This is a genomic window from Pseudoalteromonas sp. SWXJ133, from assembly GCF_015864365.1.
Classification (GTDB): Bacteria; Pseudomonadota; Gammaproteobacteria; order Enterobacterales; family Alteromonadaceae; genus Pseudoalteromonas; species Pseudoalteromonas arctica.
This window is the reverse complement of the sequence record NZ_JADYXJ010000021.1, coordinates 57,419-72,215: the sequence shown is the minus strand read 5'-3', so window position 1 is coordinate 72,215 and position 14,797 is coordinate 57,419. Positions and strand designations below refer to the sequence as shown.

16 protein-coding genes are annotated in these 14,797 nt (G+C 37.0%); 7 read left to right on the top strand and 9 right to left on the bottom strand.

Annotated features, from left to right (window positions below; all coding sequences use genetic code 11):
- The first annotated feature begins 100 nt into the window (after positions 1-100).
- Positions 101-532 carry a DUF3859 domain-containing protein gene (locus I6F40_RS14725; protein WP_197193142.1) on the top strand — a complete coding sequence of 144 codons (432 nt, stop codon included), beginning with the start codon at positions 101-103 and terminating at the stop codon, positions 530-532.
- A gap of 102 nt (positions 533-634) precedes the next feature.
- Here the strand turns inward: I6F40_RS14725 and I6F40_RS14720 are convergent, their stop codons facing one another.
- Entirely contained in the window at positions 635-1,051 is a 417-nt protein-coding gene (locus tag I6F40_RS14720; protein ID WP_007582761.1) for a VF530 family DNA-binding protein, read from the bottom strand.
- 194 nt (positions 1,052-1,245) lie between these two features.
- On the opposite strand from I6F40_RS14720, the gene I6F40_RS14715 reads away from it, so the two are divergent.
- Positions 1,246-1,812, top strand: a complete 567-nt coding sequence (locus I6F40_RS14715; RefSeq protein WP_007582760.1) for a hypothetical protein — start codon at positions 1,246-1,248, stop codon at positions 1,810-1,812.
- 43 nt (positions 1,813-1,855) lie between these two features.
- On the opposite strand, the gene acuI is transcribed toward I6F40_RS14715, so the two are convergent.
- On the bottom strand, positions 1,856-2,848 hold the full coding sequence (gene acuI / locus I6F40_RS14710; protein ID WP_197193141.1) for an acrylyl-CoA reductase (NADPH): 993 nt from the start codon (positions 2,846-2,848) through the stop codon (positions 1,856-1,858).
- A gap of 49 nt (positions 2,849-2,897) precedes the next feature.
- Positions 2,898-3,533 (bottom strand): acrylate utilization transcriptional regulator AcuR, encoded by a 636-nt coding sequence (acuR, locus tag I6F40_RS14705; protein ID WP_007582758.1) that lies wholly within the window; start codon positions 3,531-3,533, stop codon positions 2,898-2,900.
- A 409-nt stretch (positions 3,534-3,942) separates the two neighbouring features.
- Between acuR and rmf the strand changes: the two genes are divergently transcribed.
- The gene (gene rmf / locus I6F40_RS14700; protein ID WP_002960897.1) at positions 3,943-4,113 is read left to right on the top strand and encodes a ribosome modulation factor; all 171 of its coding nucleotides are present in this window, start codon (positions 3,943-3,945) and stop codon (positions 4,111-4,113) included.
- 67 nt (positions 4,114-4,180) lie between these two features.
- Here rmf and fabA read toward each other — a convergent pair whose 3' ends face one another.
- On the bottom strand, positions 4,181-4,696 hold the full coding sequence (gene fabA, locus I6F40_RS14695) for a bifunctional 3-hydroxydecanoyl-ACP dehydratase/trans-2-decenoyl-ACP isomerase (protein ID WP_007582756.1): 516 nt from the start codon (positions 4,694-4,696) through the stop codon (positions 4,181-4,183).
- A 203-nt stretch (positions 4,697-4,899) separates the two neighbouring features.
- Here fabA and I6F40_RS14690 point away from each other — a divergent pair, with 203 nt between their 5' ends.
- Genes I6F40_RS14690 through I6F40_RS14680 form a run of 3 tightly spaced genes read left to right on the top strand, consistent with a single transcriptional unit; the run spans position 4,900 to position 7,005 of the window.
- Entirely contained in the window at positions 4,900-5,757 is an 858-nt protein-coding gene (locus I6F40_RS14690; RefSeq protein ID WP_166378931.1) for a 6-carboxytetrahydropterin synthase, read from the top strand.
- Entirely contained in the window at positions 5,750-6,568 is an 819-nt protein-coding gene (locus tag I6F40_RS14685) for a M23 family metallopeptidase (protein ID WP_166378929.1), read from the top strand. Before I6F40_RS14690 ends, I6F40_RS14685 begins: the two co-directional genes overlap by 8 nt.
- Positions 6,569-6,573: 5 nt before the next feature.
- Entirely contained in the window at positions 6,574-7,005 is a 432-nt protein-coding gene (locus tag I6F40_RS14680; protein ID WP_007582749.1) for an acyl-CoA thioesterase, read from the top strand.
- A 271-nt stretch (positions 7,006-7,276) separates the two neighbouring features.
- Here the strand turns inward: I6F40_RS14680 and I6F40_RS14675 are convergent, their stop codons facing one another.
- Genes I6F40_RS14675 through I6F40_RS14655 form a run of 5 tightly spaced genes read right to left on the bottom strand, consistent with a single transcriptional unit; the run spans position 7,277 to position 12,873 of the window.
- The gene (locus I6F40_RS14675) at positions 7,277-8,599 is read right to left on the bottom strand and encodes a Na+/H+ antiporter family protein (protein ID WP_166378927.1); all 1,323 of its coding nucleotides are present in this window, start codon (positions 8,597-8,599) and stop codon (positions 7,277-7,279) included.
- An 8-nt stretch (positions 8,600-8,607) separates the two neighbouring features.
- On the bottom strand, positions 8,608-10,578 hold the full coding sequence (locus I6F40_RS14670; RefSeq protein WP_197193140.1) for a transglutaminase family protein: 1,971 nt from the start codon (positions 10,576-10,578) through the stop codon (positions 8,608-8,610).
- Positions 10,578-11,564, bottom strand: coding sequence for a DUF58 domain-containing protein (locus I6F40_RS14665; RefSeq protein ID WP_166378923.1), 987 nt, complete (start codon positions 11,562-11,564; stop codon positions 10,578-10,580). Before I6F40_RS14665 ends, I6F40_RS14670 begins: the two co-directional genes overlap by 1 nt.
- A 6-nt stretch (positions 11,565-11,570) precedes the next feature.
- Complete coding sequence (locus tag I6F40_RS14660; protein ID WP_166378921.1) at positions 11,571-12,476, bottom strand: AAA family ATPase; 906 nt, start codon at positions 12,474-12,476, stop codon at positions 11,571-11,573.
- 13 nt (positions 12,477-12,489) lie between these two features.
- Positions 12,490-12,873 (bottom strand): response regulator, encoded by a 384-nt coding sequence (locus I6F40_RS14655; RefSeq protein WP_166378919.1) that lies wholly within the window; start codon positions 12,871-12,873, stop codon positions 12,490-12,492.
- 529 nt (positions 12,874-13,402) lie between these two features.
- Between I6F40_RS14655 and I6F40_RS14650 the strand changes: the two genes are divergently transcribed.
- A complete protein-coding gene (locus I6F40_RS14650) occupies positions 13,403-14,731 on the top strand; it encodes a hypothetical protein (protein ID WP_197193139.1) in 1,329 nt (442 codons plus the stop codon).
- Positions 14,732-14,797: the final 66 nt, after the last annotated feature.

Sequence of the window (14,797 nt, the reverse complement as noted above, 5' to 3'; positions counted from 1 at the left end):
TAAAGCTAAGTTGAGATTTAACTTTATGAGAATGTGTTTTATTTTAAAATTTCAAAAAGTTAAACTAATGCCAAAATAGCTAATATAAAAGGCTACCTAAATGGCTAAAATAAAACCTGTAGTGACGCTTCAAAGCCACGGCATTTACTCTAAGTGGGATAGTGAAAGTAAAACGTTGCCACAAATAGAGCAATTTACAACAAATGTAATAGCTGAGGTAGATATTGAGTTTGGCTTAATCGTAAATATCAAAAAAGGTAAAGGCGAAAAGCTTCATTATTGTATTTACCATCCTGATATTCCAGGTAGTAACGGTGATGTGATGGACCCTTTTGAAGGCGATGTATACGTTAAAAACAGTGATTGGAACTTTTATTTAGGCGATACACTTTGGCTGCCAATAGAAAATAAATTGGGTGATTGGCGAATGACGATTGAACTAAATGGAAAAATCATTGCTGATGAAACTTTTAATGTGGCATTAGAGGCGCAGCGCACTGAAACAGATTTTTGGAGAAGCCGAGGATATTAATTGTTATTTATTGGCTATGTAACGCGGATATAATTGAAGTTAATGAGAAAATAGTCGAAGAGCTATTTATAAACAGCTCTTCAACCTTAAATTAGTAAGTTTTTAATTACCCCAAGGGTTACTAGAATTAGAACGCTGCTTACGATCGCGAGCACGTTGCTTAGATTCTTTTTTCTCTACAATACGTTTAGCATCAACAAAACTAAGCTCACACGGCTCACCCGGTTTATGATCAGCTGGGATCACACGATCTCGTGGTGGTAGTTCGTATTGAACATCATCAGGCTTAGGTAAGTTTTTAAGACGATAAAGGTAAAAGTTATCTACTTTTTCTTGTGCCCATTGTGTTTTACGTAAAAATTTAACCGCAGACTTAACATCAGGATTATTTTTAAAGCAGTTAAGTTGTAAATAAGCGTGTAGGAGTTCCCACCCGTATTGTTCAACCAGCTCTTCAACCACTTGTTCTAATTTTACGCCTTGCAGTGGGTTATTACTGAAAAGTTCTTGGTTGCTCATAGGTGTTGCCTCATTATTAAAATACAAATTGCATTATAAGTTTTATCTATAAGTTTTGATACTCTAAAATCTACACATACAATGAATTGAAAGATAAAATTTACACGTGTTTAAATAATCGGTAATATTAAAAAGCTTTATAAAATACGGCAAGATGCCAATTTATAGTATTAAAGATTAAGGAATATTACGAAATGGGACTTTTTAATAAGATCAAAACTCAAGCAAGCACTATTGGCTCAAATATTAGTGACTCTACATCAAAACTAAGTAGTGATATTGCTACTTCAGCAAAAGAAAACGCAAAACTTTCATCGATTCGTTCAGAAATCACTTCAATTGAAGGTCAGCTTAATATTGGTTACAAAGATATTGGTAAAAAATATGTTGAGAACCTTTTAGCTAACCAAGGTGAAAATGTTGAAGTTGCTTTACAAGAGCCTTTATCAAGAATAGAACCTCTTTTAGAGAAAAAGATTGAGCTTGAAGATGAAGCCATTGAAATCGAAAAGAAAATAAAAGATCAAATTATAATTCAAGAAAAAGCAATTTTTCAAAAAGAATATGATCAAGAAAAAGAGAAGTTAGAAAAAGCAGTAAAACTTGATGTTTTATCTAAAGAAGAAATGGAAGAAAAGTTAGCTAAAGCACGTTTAAAACTAGATAACTTTGACAACATTCGCAAGCTTAAAAAGCAAGAAGAAATGGGTTTGATTACTAAAACAGAATTAGCTGAAAAATTAGCTGCATTCGGTGCCTAGTTAAACGTTTAAGCCACATATTACTATGTGGCTTATTATTTAATTAACTTTGGCAATTAACTACAACACGACCACGAATTTTACCTTCCATAAGTTGCTCTGCGTTATCGATTACGTGTTCGAGTGATATTTCTGTCGAAATTTTATCTAAATAATCAGCGCTTACTAATTTAGCTAAACGATCCCATGCTTCAATTCTGTCGGCTTTAGGGCGCATTACGCTATCAATTCCTATAAGAGATACACCACGTAATATAAAGGGTGCCACCGATGCTGGTAAATCCATACCTTGTGCAAGTCCGCAGGCGGTTACTACGCCACCATATTTTAATGATGCACAAATATTGGCAAGTGTATGGCTACCTACTGAATCTATTGCCGCTGCAAATCGCTCTTTTTGCAAAGGCTTACCCGGGTTTGAAAGCTCATTTCGGTCAATTATTTGTGAAGCGCCTAACTCTTTTAAATACTCACTTTGATCTAATCGACCCGTTGCCGCTGTTACGTTAAACCCAAGTTGGTTTAGTAAATAAATAGCAAAGCTGCCTACGCCACCATTAGCACCAGTTACCAGTATTTCGCCAGATTCAGGCGTAATACCTTGTTTTTGAAGTGCTATAACACTTAGCATGGCGGTATAACCCGCAGTGCCTATTTGCATTGCTTGTTTTGGTGAAATACCTGAAGGCAAGGGGATTAACCAATCGCTATTAAGTGCTGCTTTTTGAGCAAGCCCGCCCCAATGTTTTTCACCTACACCAAAGCCATTTAATATTACGTTATCGCCGTTTTTAAATTCATCGCTGGTGGATTTTGTAACCGTACCCACTAAATCAATACCTGGCACCATAGGAAAACTGCGTACAACGGGGCTTTTGCCAGTAATTGCTAAACCATCTTTATAGTTAAGTGTGCTGTATAGCACGTCGATAGATACGTTTTCGTTTGGTAAATCACTATTTTCGATAGTTGATAATGAAGCGCTATAGTTATTATCTTCTTTATTAATAACAATGGCTTTAATTGGGTTACTCATGGGATATCCTTTTAGACCGATCGTCTTTTAATTGGTAAATAAAAACGCATTAGGTTAATAATGCGCGTAAAAACATTTCTGTATACAAAGTAAGTGGAGTATTTGATTTTGTGAGCTTGGCGCGCATAACAGCACCTTCCCAGCCAATCCAAAAGTACTCACTCATCAATTTTGTATTTACATGGCTTGCAATAGTGCCTTGTTGCTTAGCTTGGTTTAAGCAAACCTCTACATGGTTTTGCCAAGCGGTGTAGCTTTGCATTAATCTGGTTTTAAACTCGTCACTTAAATGATTAAGCTCTTGATTTAAGTTACCGACTAAACAGCCACGTTTGTAATCGTATTTTTTCATCCCTTTAATTGCGCTTTGAGTAAAATTAACGATTCGCTCAAGTGGGGGGACATCTTCTTGCTGTAGGTAATGGGTAAGCTTGGCAATAAAATAACTGTCGTATGCATCAACTAACGCAATACCGTAGGCTTCTTTACTTTTAAAGTAATGATAAAAAGAGCCTTTAGGTACAGCCGCTTTTTTTAAAATAGTATCGAGCCCCGTGGCGCTAAAACCAAATTCAGTTAGGGTTTCTAGGCCCGTGCGAATAAGTAACGCTTTTGTATCGGCGTTTTCTCTGGCTATTTTAGGTGGGCGACCACGGCGTATTGGTGTTGATGTGTTTTTGTTCATGAACTCATATTAGACCGATCGACTTTAAATAATCAAGTATAAACTTAAATTGTTTAAAAATAGTTCAAATTTAGGGGCGGGCTACTAATTTAAGATTAATGAAATAAAAGTGTCACGATTACATTTTTGTTTGGAACTTAGTCAATATTAGTCGGTCACAATTAAAGCACACAAGTGCTTTTTAGCGATTATTAAATCGCCAATTTGTTATTACGAACCGGTCAAATTAAATGTTGTATGACCACTTACTTTTTTAAATGTTAATTCATTTTTGCATCAGCAGCTTAGTTAAAGTCAAACAATTTAATTGCTTTTACAATTTGAATTTTACATTTTTATTAACTATTCATTAAATGTAGATTTCACTAATGCTACACAATATATAAATAAAAAGGTGAGGATATTACCGATGAAGAGACAGAAAAGAGATCGTTTAGAAAGAGCTCATTCTCAAGGTTTTAAAGCAGGTTTAGCAGGTCGCTCAAAAGAGCTATGCCCTTATCAACAAGTAGATCCAAAATCAGAGTGGTTAGGAGGTTGGCGTGAAGCGATTGAAAACCGCAACATGTACAAAACCTAAAATCAATAATCGAATTTAAGCAAAAAGGCCTCCGCATTGGAGGCCTTTTTGTTTGTGCGTTTAAAAATTAAAATGCACTAGTGTCTTGGAACAAGCCCACTTTTAAATCTTTTGCTTCGTAGATTACTCGGCCATCTACTTCTACAGTACCATCGGCAACGCCCATAAACAATTTACGTTTAATTACGCGTTTCATTACAAGACGGTAAGTTACTTTTTTATTAGTTGGTAAAATTTGGCCAGTAAATTTAACTTCACCCACACCTAGCGCACGACCAAGACCAGGGCCACCAGACCAACCTAAGTAAAAGCCAACTAGTTGCCACATAGCATCTAATCCTAAACAACCTGGCATTACTGGGTCGCCTTTAAAATGGCAATCGAAAAACCACAGGCTAGGGTCAATATCAAGCTCAGCAACAATTTCACCTTTACCATGAATTCCGCCATCAGCAGTAATAGAGGTAATGCGGTCCATCATTAACATGTTGTCACTTGGTAAACGGCAGTTGCCTTCACCAAACATTTCACCTTGACCACACAGGATCAAATCTTCTTTTGTATAGCTATTTTTAGGTTCCATAACACTTATCTTCGCTTAGAAATAGCCAAGTACTTTAGCGTACACTTGTACGCTAAACAACTCGGAGCAGTTAAAAAATCAAAATATTGCATATTAAATCATCAATCAATCAACACGATTGGTTTTTGCACTATAAAACCGCGCAATTACAATCAGAAATCATTATAATTAACGCTGTCTTATAACCAGTCTAAAGGAAGTTTATGATCCTTTTTGTTAACTCACTAACTGTGATTGATTTTTCTTACTTATGTAACAAACGCGGCGCCGTTGGCGAGAGCTGGATTGTTGATTTAACTTTGCACGGTAAACTTAACGAAGAGTCTATGGTTTTAGACTTTGGTTTAGTTAAAAAGCAAATTAAAGGCATTATAGATGAGTGTATTGATCACCGTTTAGCAATTCCTACAGGCCTTAATGGCACTGTATCTGAATTTAACGAGCATAAAACACTCGACTGTACATTTGGTGAAAACAACCACTTAGCTATGAGTGCTCCTCATCAAGCTTATTGCATGATTAACGCAGACGAAGTAACGGTTGAATCGGTTACTGAATTTTTAATTGCGACTATTTTACCGAAGCTACCAGATAACATTGAAAAAATTGAGTTGTCTCTTAAGCCTGAGCACAGCCAAAGCTTTTACTATCATTACAGCCATGGCCTTAAAAAGCATGACGGTAATTGCCAACGTATTATTCATGGGCATCGTTCTCAAATTGGTATTAGCCTAGATGGCATCTCTATGCCGCGCTTGCAAAAAGAATGGTCTCAAAAGTGGGAAGATATTTACTTAGCCACCAGTGAAGATCAAATTAACGCACCTGATTTAAAACACATAACAGCCAAAGCGGGTGATGTATGTTTTGCTTATACGTCGGCACAAGGCTATTTTGAAATGGCTATTAGCGAATCCCGTTGCGACATTTTACCAGTAGATACCACTGTAGAATGTATTGCTGAACATGTAGCTGGCCAAATTAAAGCTCAATATCCAGAAAAAGCAGTGAAAGTGACCGCTTATGAAGGTGTTGGAAAAGGATCGATTAGTTATGTTTAAAACATTTTTAGCAACAGCGCTTGTTGCCTCTGCTAGCTTTAGTGCTATGGCGCTTGAGTTAAAAGGGCATTTAACACAAGGCGGTTTAGTTACTGGAAAGCTAGAAAACGCTAAATCAGTAAGCTTAGATGGTAAAAGCTTAAAACTTTCGCCAAATGGTGACTTTGTATTTGGTTTTGGGCGTGACGCTGAAACGACTCATACTTTAAAATGGGTAGATAACACGGGTAAATCGCATTCTCAGCCGCTAGCCATAACTAAGCGTGAATATGAAATTGATAAAATTACCGGCGTGGCTAAGAAGTATGTTTCACCGGCAAAAGAAGTCAGTGCACGTATAAGCCGCGAAGCAGTTGCTGTTCGTAAAGCGAGAGAAGTAGACTCTGATTTACTGTACTTTTTAGACCCTGTGTTAAAGCCTGCAGAAGGGCGTATATCGGGTGTTTACGGCAGTCAGCGCTATTTTAATGGTGAGCCTCGTCGTCCGCACTTTGGCTTAGACATTGCTAATAAAACAGGTTCTCCTGTTTACGCGCCAATTAGTGGTACCGTGGTATTTTCTGAACCTGATTTATACTACTCAGGTGGTACATTAATTATTGATCATGGCCATGGTATTACCTCAACTTACATTCATTTAAGTAAGCTTGATGTAAAAGTGGGTGACAAAATTAAGCAAGGTAACAAAGTGGCTGAAATTGGTGCAACAGGGCGTGTAACGGGTCCTCACCTAGATTGGCGTTTTAACTGGAAAGGCGAACGCCTTGATCCTGCATTACTAATGCAAGATACATTAGCAAACAAAAAGTAGAGATTATGACTGACGTAAATCGCGATGCAATAATTGCTCAGCGTATTGAAGACTCAACCACATCGGTAACTAAGACCGTGTTTCCTGGGCGTACTAATCATCACAATACTTTATTTGGTGGTGATGCACTGGCGTGGATGGATGAAGTGGCATTTATAGCAGCGACTCGTTTTTGCCGTAAGCCTTTGGTAACTATATCTTCAGATAGAGTCGACTTTAAAGAGGCCATACCAGCAGGTACTTTTGCAGAGTTAATAGCTAAAGTAGTGCATGTAGGTAACACCAGCTTAAAAGTTGACGTAGATATATTATTAGAAACTATGCACAGAGATGATAAGCACTCTGCCATTAGTGGTAGCTTTACGTTTGTTGCAGTCGATGATAACCACAGACCGACTCCGGTAGTATGCGACAAAATGATTTATGGTTTTGATTAATTTAAAGCTTTAAATATGCGGTAAAGTAAATTTATATAAGCACCTTAATTGGTGCTTATATAGAAAACCATAAAGAACACATCATACTAAATATTTATTAAATGTAATCTCAACAGCTCAGTTAATATTGACTAATAAAGTAATCAAAATAGAGGAGTAATTGATAGGGATAAGAATTGTTAGAAGCAAAAAAGGTATGCTTTTAACATACCTTTTTGGTTATCTTCAGCTTTTAATTAAATTTACGAATACTTATATGCATACATACTACTTAAAGCACCATTGCTGCAATCCAGCCAAATATCAGCAGTGGAATGTTAAAGTGAATAAATGTTGGAATAACAGAGTCTCTAATATGGTCGTGCTGGCCATCGGCATTTAAACCTGATGTTGGGCCAAGTGTTGAGTCTGAAGCAGGGGAGCCTGCATCACCTAAAGCGCCTGCAGTACCAACAAGTGCAGCGGTAGCCATAACAGAAAACCCGAGGTCTAAACACAAAGGAACAAACAAAGTTGCAATAATAGGCACTGTTGAAAACGAGCTACCAATTCCCATTGTAATTAATAACCCGACTAACAAAATAACACCGGCGGCCAAAGGTTTATTACCATCAAAAAGGGCGGCTGCGCTGTGTACTAAGCTCGCTACGTCCCCAGTGGCCTGCATAACTGATGCAAAGCCTTGTGCCGATATCATAATAAAGCCAATCATCGCCATCATCGCAACGCCTTTACTAAATACGTCGCCGTTTTCTTCCCACTTAACTACACCAAATACACTAAATATCATTACACCCACTAAACCGCCTAAAATCATTGAGCCACTTAGGTTTTGTGCAACAAGTGAGGCAAGTACCGCACATAGCCCTACAATCATTACTTTTTTAGGATTTTCTACCTCAGCCGATTTACTCACAGTTGTTAATGGCTGCTCTGTGTATTCGCGACGTTTTTTGTAGGTAATAAATACCGCAATAAGTAATCCAATAAACATACCTAATGCAGGAATTATCATCGCCATAGGGACTTGTGTATTTACAATATCTAAGCCGTTATCGACTAAATTTTTATGCAAAATAGAATACAAGTAAATACCACCAAAACCATAAGGCAGCACCATATAAGAGGTTGCTAATCCAAATGTTAAAATACACGCTATAGCACGCCTGTCTAACCTTAATTGATTAAAAACAACGAGTAACGGTGGGATTAAAATAGGAATAAACGCTATGTGTACAGGTACTAAGTTTTGCGAAGAAATCGCACAACCTAAAATAATTAATAAAATGAAGTAACTTAAAAACGTTTCATTACCGCTGCCTTTAGCATTTACTTTAATAAGTAACTTATCAGCGAGAATGCGTGTTAAACCCGACTTAGAAATAGCAACGGCAAATGCACCAAGCATGGCATAACTTAGTGCAATTTCAGCTCCGGCAGAAAGGCCAGAATTAAATGCATCAACACTTTCTTTTATACCCAAGCCTGCGGTTAAACCAGCAACTAAAGCACTTATGATCATGGCAACAATGACGTTAACGCGAGCCAGAGATAGCCCGAGCATTAAAATAACGCCTATAACAACAGCATTCATAGTATTCTCTATTTGGAAATTTTAATTAATTTTATCAGATCTTTAGCCTGAGTTTTACGCTCTTTCGTAAAAGGTTTTTTACCATAGCGTATTTGGTTAAATAACTGACTAAATGTGTTTATAGATTGTGCAGAACGAGGGAATTTGTCAGCAAAAAAATGTAACTGCTGACTAGGCGTTAAATTATCAGGTATATTTACTTTTTGTTTTTGTGCCCATGCTTTTACTTCATAAAACTCTTTTACCATAGGTGCTAGTTTAGCCGGGCGTTTTGGTAAGTTTAAATAAACAAAATAACCTACAAAACAAAAGCCAGCTGTTAATAAAACCATTAATGGTACAAGCCAAATATTTTTACTACCAAAAATTGATTTTAAAAAATCATTTTGTTTTTCTTCGTCAAAACCAAGTACCCAGCTAGACCATTGATAATCGAGATTTTCAAGTTCCAACCTTAACCAATTAATAGCGGGAAAATTACTTAAACTCACTAAACCAAAATCAAGATTACTTTTAAATTCATCATTCAGCTCTTCGTTTTGCGAAAGTGAGCCATTTAATCGATCCGGTGCGACAACAGCGGTTGCATCAAAAATAACCCAACCTTCGTTTTGTAAATATACTTCCACCCACGCATGCGCATCGTACTGGCGAACTGTTAGCGTATTATTATCTTGGTTTAATTCACCGCCTAAATAACCACTTACTAATCGAGCGGGTATACCTGCGGTTCTAAAAATGTACGCAGCGGCGCTTGCATAATGACCACAAAATCCACGTTGGTTTTCAAATAAAAATTGGTCAATCGTGTTATCGCCGCTCATAGGAGTGGGTGTTAATGTATAAGTAAATCCCGTACCTGCAAAGTATCGTAATAAGCTATTGTAAAAATCGCGGTCAGAGTGTGTATTTTGCTTTAAGTTTTTAGCAAGTGATGATGTTTTTACATTCTTTTTATAAGCGAGGTATTTGTAGCGTTTTTCTTCAAATTCGCCAAGCGGTAAAGCTGTGAAGTTAAAGCTATTTACATCGTATTGTAAGTTTTTAGCTTGGCGACTTTTTTTACGCAATAAACCTAGCGAATTACCTTCAACATTTTGTGAGTTACTATTGGAGTAGGCTAAACCATAGATCCATTTTTGTGTAGCAGGCTCTGTAATAACTGAGTAGCTTGCAATAAGTTGCTCATCATTTTCGCTCTGCGTATTTGTTTTTACATTATTATATTTTAAAAAGTCAGACGTAAGCCACGCATTACCATTAAACTCATCATGGACTATTGCTCGCCAATAATAAGGCGCTACAGGTTTTTCTTCGTTAAATTTAGCTCTAAACACAAGCTCGTCAGAATTTGAAAGCTTTGCAATATCGAAAGGATCGACTTGTTCAGAAAGCCCTTTTTTTGCAAGCTTAGGCCCGGGAAGCTGCCAAAAGGCGGGCATTTTTGGTAAAAAAAGCAGTAAAAAGACAGCTAAAGGAAGCGCTAAAAGTAGTAATTTACCACTTTGCTTAGAGGCTATTTTTAAATTATGTTTGGATTCGAGTAAGCCAAGTACTGCAAAGTTTAATATGTATAAACCACTCACAGCTAAAGTCGTTAAGATGCTTTGGTTAAATAAATACACTGATGAGAGTGAAAAAAACGTAAGCGTTGTAATTACATGATAGTGTTTTTTGGTTTTAGCCTGCAGCAGCTTAAATAAACTAGCAAGTAGCAGCATGGCCACAAATAAAATAACCGTATCCGACATGCCTATTGTGTAGAGCATTAAACCTAATGACACACCTGCGAGTATGTTTGCCAGCCAAGCATTTGGCTTTGGTTTATTACTCAGCGTTATGTAAAAGTTCCATGCACAAATGAGTGTAAGTACACCAACAAAAACAAGCGGTAAATGTGGTACAAAAAATACAATTAAACATGAATATATAAAAGACAGTGAATAATTTATTACTTTTTCGTTTTTAATTATATCCATTACTCACCACCATTAAATGAGCACAATAACGCTAAACACTGCTGCTTATGTTGCTGTCCGGTATTTGTATTTATTGTTTTACTCGGTAGTTTTAACATAAAAGGGGTGTTTTTTTCGGTTGCTTCACACACTAAAAAGCATAACTGGCTTAAACGTTGTTCTGTATCCCCATTCATTAACGTAAAATCGAAGAGCGCATTCGCTGTTTTAAAGTCTACAAACTCTTTTACTAACAACTGCTGTGTTTTTGCGTAATGCTTCCACGATACTCTTTGCAAGCCCATCTCTGGTAAATGTGGGATTAACGACTCAAACTCTTCGCTACCAGATTGTGTAGAAATACCTTTATCGGCTTGCTCATCAAGCACAGAAACATGCGCATCACTGTGTACTTGTTCAAGCGACGGGTATACAAAAACACCTGTTTGTAATTGAATGTAGCTCCAAACAGTTATTAAGCCAAAGGGGTAGTTACTCGCTATTTTAATACGTTGCACTGAGTACTTACCGCGTGAGCTGTAGGGTAAGTTGAGTGTAAGTAACTGAGGTTTACTATCAACTTCGTCGGTATGTTTGTGAGTTTGCTCACTACCTTGATATGTTAAATTAATAGATTGGGTTACTGAAGGGCTTTGTAATTCAAATACAATACTCGGTTTTTGAGGTGCGTAGCTGTTAAATGCATCTTTAAATTTAACCGTTAAGCCTTTAGCGTTACTGTAGCCCATTAATACAGCAATAATCATCACCACAAACATAAGATAAGACATTATCAAAATTAAATTATTTTGATAATTAATGCCCATTACAAAGTTTAAAATAGCCACAATTACAAAGTACCAACCAAGGGATGATGGCAATACATAAATTGTTCTGTGTTCAAGTGTAATTGAGTTTTTTAAATGTTTATTTTTTAATAACTTATTAAATACACTTTGCTTAAATGACTTAAATAAAGAAGGGTGCTTAGCTGTTTTTTTTGGCATAAAAGTTTATACCGGAACTAATACGTTTTTTAAAATATCGTTTACTTGCGCTTCACCTGACTCGTTATGCAAACCTAATCGATGCTGACACACACTTGCAAATACGGCTTGAACATCTTCTGGCATTACAAAATCACGACCATCAATAAAGGCCCACGACCTAGCCGCTTTAGCCAGAGCCATACTAGCACGAGGTGATAATGATGATGCAAAAGCGTTGCTTGTGCGTGTGTAATTAACAAGCTCTATAATGTAGTCAATAACCGGGCTACTTAAAGTAATTTGGCTTATCTGGGTTTGAATTGCAGCTAACTCTTGTTGGTTAATACGCCTAGGTAACTGACTGTAATCTCGTTTTTGCATATTCAAAATTAAGCGTTTTTCGGCTTCTTTAGGTGGAAAACCTAAGCTAATACGCATTAAAAAACGGTCTAATTGCGACTCAGGTAACGGGTAGGTACCTGATTGGTAAAGCGGGTTTTGTGTTGCTATCACAAAAAATGGATTTGGCAGCGTATATTTTTTTCCATCAACTGTTACTTGTTGCTCTTCCATTGCTTCAAGCAACGCACTTTGTGTTTTGGGACCTGCGCGGTTTATTTCATCAGCTAAAACAACTTGGCTAAAAATAGGGCCTTTATGAAACGTAAAACTGTGCTCGGTAGAGTTAAACACATTAGTACCCAAAATATCAGCAGGCAGAAGATCACTGGTAAATTGTATACGCTGATACGATAAACCTAACACAGCTGACAATGCATGAGAAAGAGTGGTTTTTCCCATGCCAGGCAAATCTTCAATGAGTAAATGCCCTTCGCTAAATAAGCATGTAAGTGCCAGTTTTATTTGTTGTTGTTTACCAAATATAACACTCGAAAGATCGTCTATAATCGCAGTAACAGTACTATGCATGCTAACCTTATTATTATTCTATTATTTCAAGACGCTTCATTACAGTGTCTACTTTTTTTGTATTGAAAGGTTTTGCAATAAAGCCTTTAGCGCCCATTTCCCACGTGTTTTGTACGTTTTCGAGACTATTGTGGCCAGAGCACATTACAACATGAGTGTGCGGGTAAGTACTGTTAATGTATTCCAATATCTCTGCACCGTTAGAGTCAGGTAAATCTACATCTACAAATATTACGCCTGGCGGTTTATTGTTCATAATAGGTTTAGCAGAGCTAAAATCAGCGCTTTCTAATATATCTTCAAACCCTAAGTCAGTTAAAATTTGGTTTAGATAATCACGAATTTCCTTAACGTCATCAATAATGAGGATGGGCTCTAGCGGGCGAACAAATTCCATATGTAGGTTACTTCTATTTTGAATACATCTAAGTGCTTTAATACTAAGCTAACCCCAACATAAGCTCAAGAACGTTACTTAAAAAAGACTAATAAATAAACTGTTCATAGGTTTCTCCAACAGCCTATATTTAAAGGATTACCTGATTTTATATCCTCTACGAACTTATACTTTCATTAATTGTGTTGAACAATAATGACGTATCTACCATAAATCCCTTAATCCTACACTTTATTTCCTCAAAATTTGATGTAACAAATTTGCTACTTGACTTATTGATTCAAAAATATTTACATATAAATTCGATTTTTTGTAAACGTTTTGTAATAAAAAATCGTTGACCTTCTAAATTCATTCTGTGATTATGCTCAGTAGATGAGCTTATGCTCACAAGTGCAACTTCATTAACTATTTAATGTTTTGCTCAGCCAGCCTCATCTACACACACTGAATTAATACCAATTTCATTAAATGAATATGCAATTTAATAAAGTTGGCATCACACACCACACTAAATAAAGAGCTTATTATGTTGAATAATAAAAAGACTAAATTTGCAATTTCTCTCATAGCGGCAGCTATGGCTACATCGGCTCCAGCACAGGCTGATATTTCTGAATATTTAGATCGCGTTGACGTAGACTTTTTACTAATGCAAAACTTTCAGTCAATTCAAGCTAAAGACGGCGCATTTCGTCCAGAAGATGAAGAACAAGAGTCAGGATTTGGCCGTATTAGAGCTAATCTAGTGCTTAAATTTCATATTAACGAGTTCATCACTGCCGATATAGATATTGCAGAAGAGCCTAATGACTTTGGTGGCGAAGATCGTGACTTTTCATTTCACAACGATTTTGCAGGTGTTGAATTTGACCTACTAGGTCTTTATGGCACACCAAAAGAAAACGCAAATTTAACACTGCGTTTGGGTAACATTGGTGGCTCGCCTTTTCAATTTAAAGGTTTTCAAGACGGCGCAGATAACCAAAGTAATGCACTTATTGGTAATGGTATTACCGATTACGCAACCGCCGAAAACGGTGCACAGCTAAGTTACAGCGAAACTTTCGATAGTGGTGTAGTACGTGCGTATAATGTTACAGGTCACATTACGACTTCAAGTTTCGGTGAGGCGTTTCAAGAAGACAGAGGTTATAACTACCGACTTCAAGGTACTCTAGAATTTGAAGGTGGCTTTAAAGCAGGCTTAAACTTATTAAAAGCGAATCAAGGCGACCAGTTACGTTTTGAAAACGGTGTAGCCAGTCTTGATGGTGTAACCACAACAAATTATCGCTTTGGCGATGGTGAAAACTATAACTTCTCAGCGTCACCTTCAAACGAGCGTGACACTCACGTTGGCGCAATGCCAGGGCTTGAGCAATCAATCATCCAGCTTAATTTAGCTTATCAACCATCTGACGAAACAAGCCTAATCTTTATGGTTGGTAAATCGTCTGATGATTACACATTTGCAGATGCCGCTGGTAATGCAGTTGCCGGTATTACCTACTTTGGTACAAACGGCATAGCTGATGAAAATGGCACTACTTTTGATTCAAACAGTGTAATAGAAGGCGACTCATCGGTTGAGTACTTCGTGTTTGAAGCACAACAATATCTAATCCCTAAAAAGTTATATGTAGCGACTCGTTATTCAGAAGCCGAAAACACTTCCGACTTAATTGAACAAACAGACAACACAGTAGAGCGTATTCAAGTAGCCGCAGGTTACTGGTTTAACGATAAAACGCTTTTAAAAGTTGAGTATGTTAACCAAGAAGAAGGTGTTAATTCGGGCGGCCAAATCGGTAAAGGATTTGACGGCTTCACTTCTGAAATATCTGTTAAATTTTAAGTCATTATCCAACTAGTCTAACTATTTATACAAAGGACCTAAAAAGGCACTTTGCGGGCAGTTTTA

What these genes read in the sequence shown, in the direction of transcription:
- I6F40_RS14725 (WP_197193142.1), top strand. Translation starts at nt 101, where the DNA reads ATGGCTAAAATAAAACCTGTAGTGACGCTTCAAAGCCACGGCATTTAC.
- I6F40_RS14720 (WP_007582761.1), bottom strand. Translation starts at nt 1,051, where the DNA reads ATGAGCAACCAAGAACTTTTCAGTAATAACCCACTGCAAGGCGTAAAA.
- I6F40_RS14715 (WP_007582760.1), top strand. Translation starts at nt 1,246, where the DNA reads ATGGGACTTTTTAATAAGATCAAAACTCAAGCAAGCACTATTGGCTCA.
- acuI (WP_197193141.1), bottom strand. Translation starts at nt 2,848, where the DNA reads ATGAGTAACCCAATTAAAGCCATTGTTATTAATAAAGAAGATAATAAC.
- acuR (WP_007582758.1), bottom strand. Translation starts at nt 3,533, where the DNA reads ATGAACAAAAACACATCAACACCAATACGCCGTGGTCGCCCACCTAAA.
- rmf (WP_002960897.1), top strand. Translation starts at nt 3,943, where the DNA reads ATGAAGAGACAGAAAAGAGATCGTTTAGAAAGAGCTCATTCTCAAGGT.
- fabA (WP_007582756.1), bottom strand. Translation starts at nt 4,696, where the DNA reads ATGGAACCTAAAAATAGCTATACAAAAGAAGATTTGATCCTGTGTGGT.
- I6F40_RS14690 (WP_166378931.1), top strand. Translation starts at nt 4,900, where the DNA reads ATGATCCTTTTTGTTAACTCACTAACTGTGATTGATTTTTCTTACTTA.
- I6F40_RS14685 (WP_166378929.1), top strand. Translation starts at nt 5,750, where the DNA reads ATGTTTAAAACATTTTTAGCAACAGCGCTTGTTGCCTCTGCTAGCTTT.
- I6F40_RS14680 (WP_007582749.1), top strand. Translation starts at nt 6,574, where the DNA reads ATGACTGACGTAAATCGCGATGCAATAATTGCTCAGCGTATTGAAGAC.
- I6F40_RS14675 (WP_166378927.1), bottom strand. Translation starts at nt 8,599, where the DNA reads ATGAATGCTGTTGTTATAGGCGTTATTTTAATGCTCGGGCTATCTCTG.
- I6F40_RS14670 (WP_197193140.1), bottom strand. Translation starts at nt 10,578, where the DNA reads ATGGATATAATTAAAAACGAAAAAGTAATAAATTATTCACTGTCTTTT.
- I6F40_RS14665 (WP_166378923.1), bottom strand. Translation starts at nt 11,564, where the DNA reads ATGCCAAAAAAAACAGCTAAGCACCCTTCTTTATTTAAGTCATTTAAG.
- I6F40_RS14660 (WP_166378921.1), bottom strand. Translation starts at nt 12,476, where the DNA reads ATGCATAGTACTGTTACTGCGATTATAGACGATCTTTCGAGTGTTATA.
- I6F40_RS14655 (WP_166378919.1), bottom strand. Translation starts at nt 12,873, where the DNA reads ATGGAATTTGTTCGCCCGCTAGAGCCCATCCTCATTATTGATGACGTT.
- I6F40_RS14650 (WP_197193139.1), top strand. Translation starts at nt 13,403, where the DNA reads ATGTTGAATAATAAAAAGACTAAATTTGCAATTTCTCTCATAGCGGCA.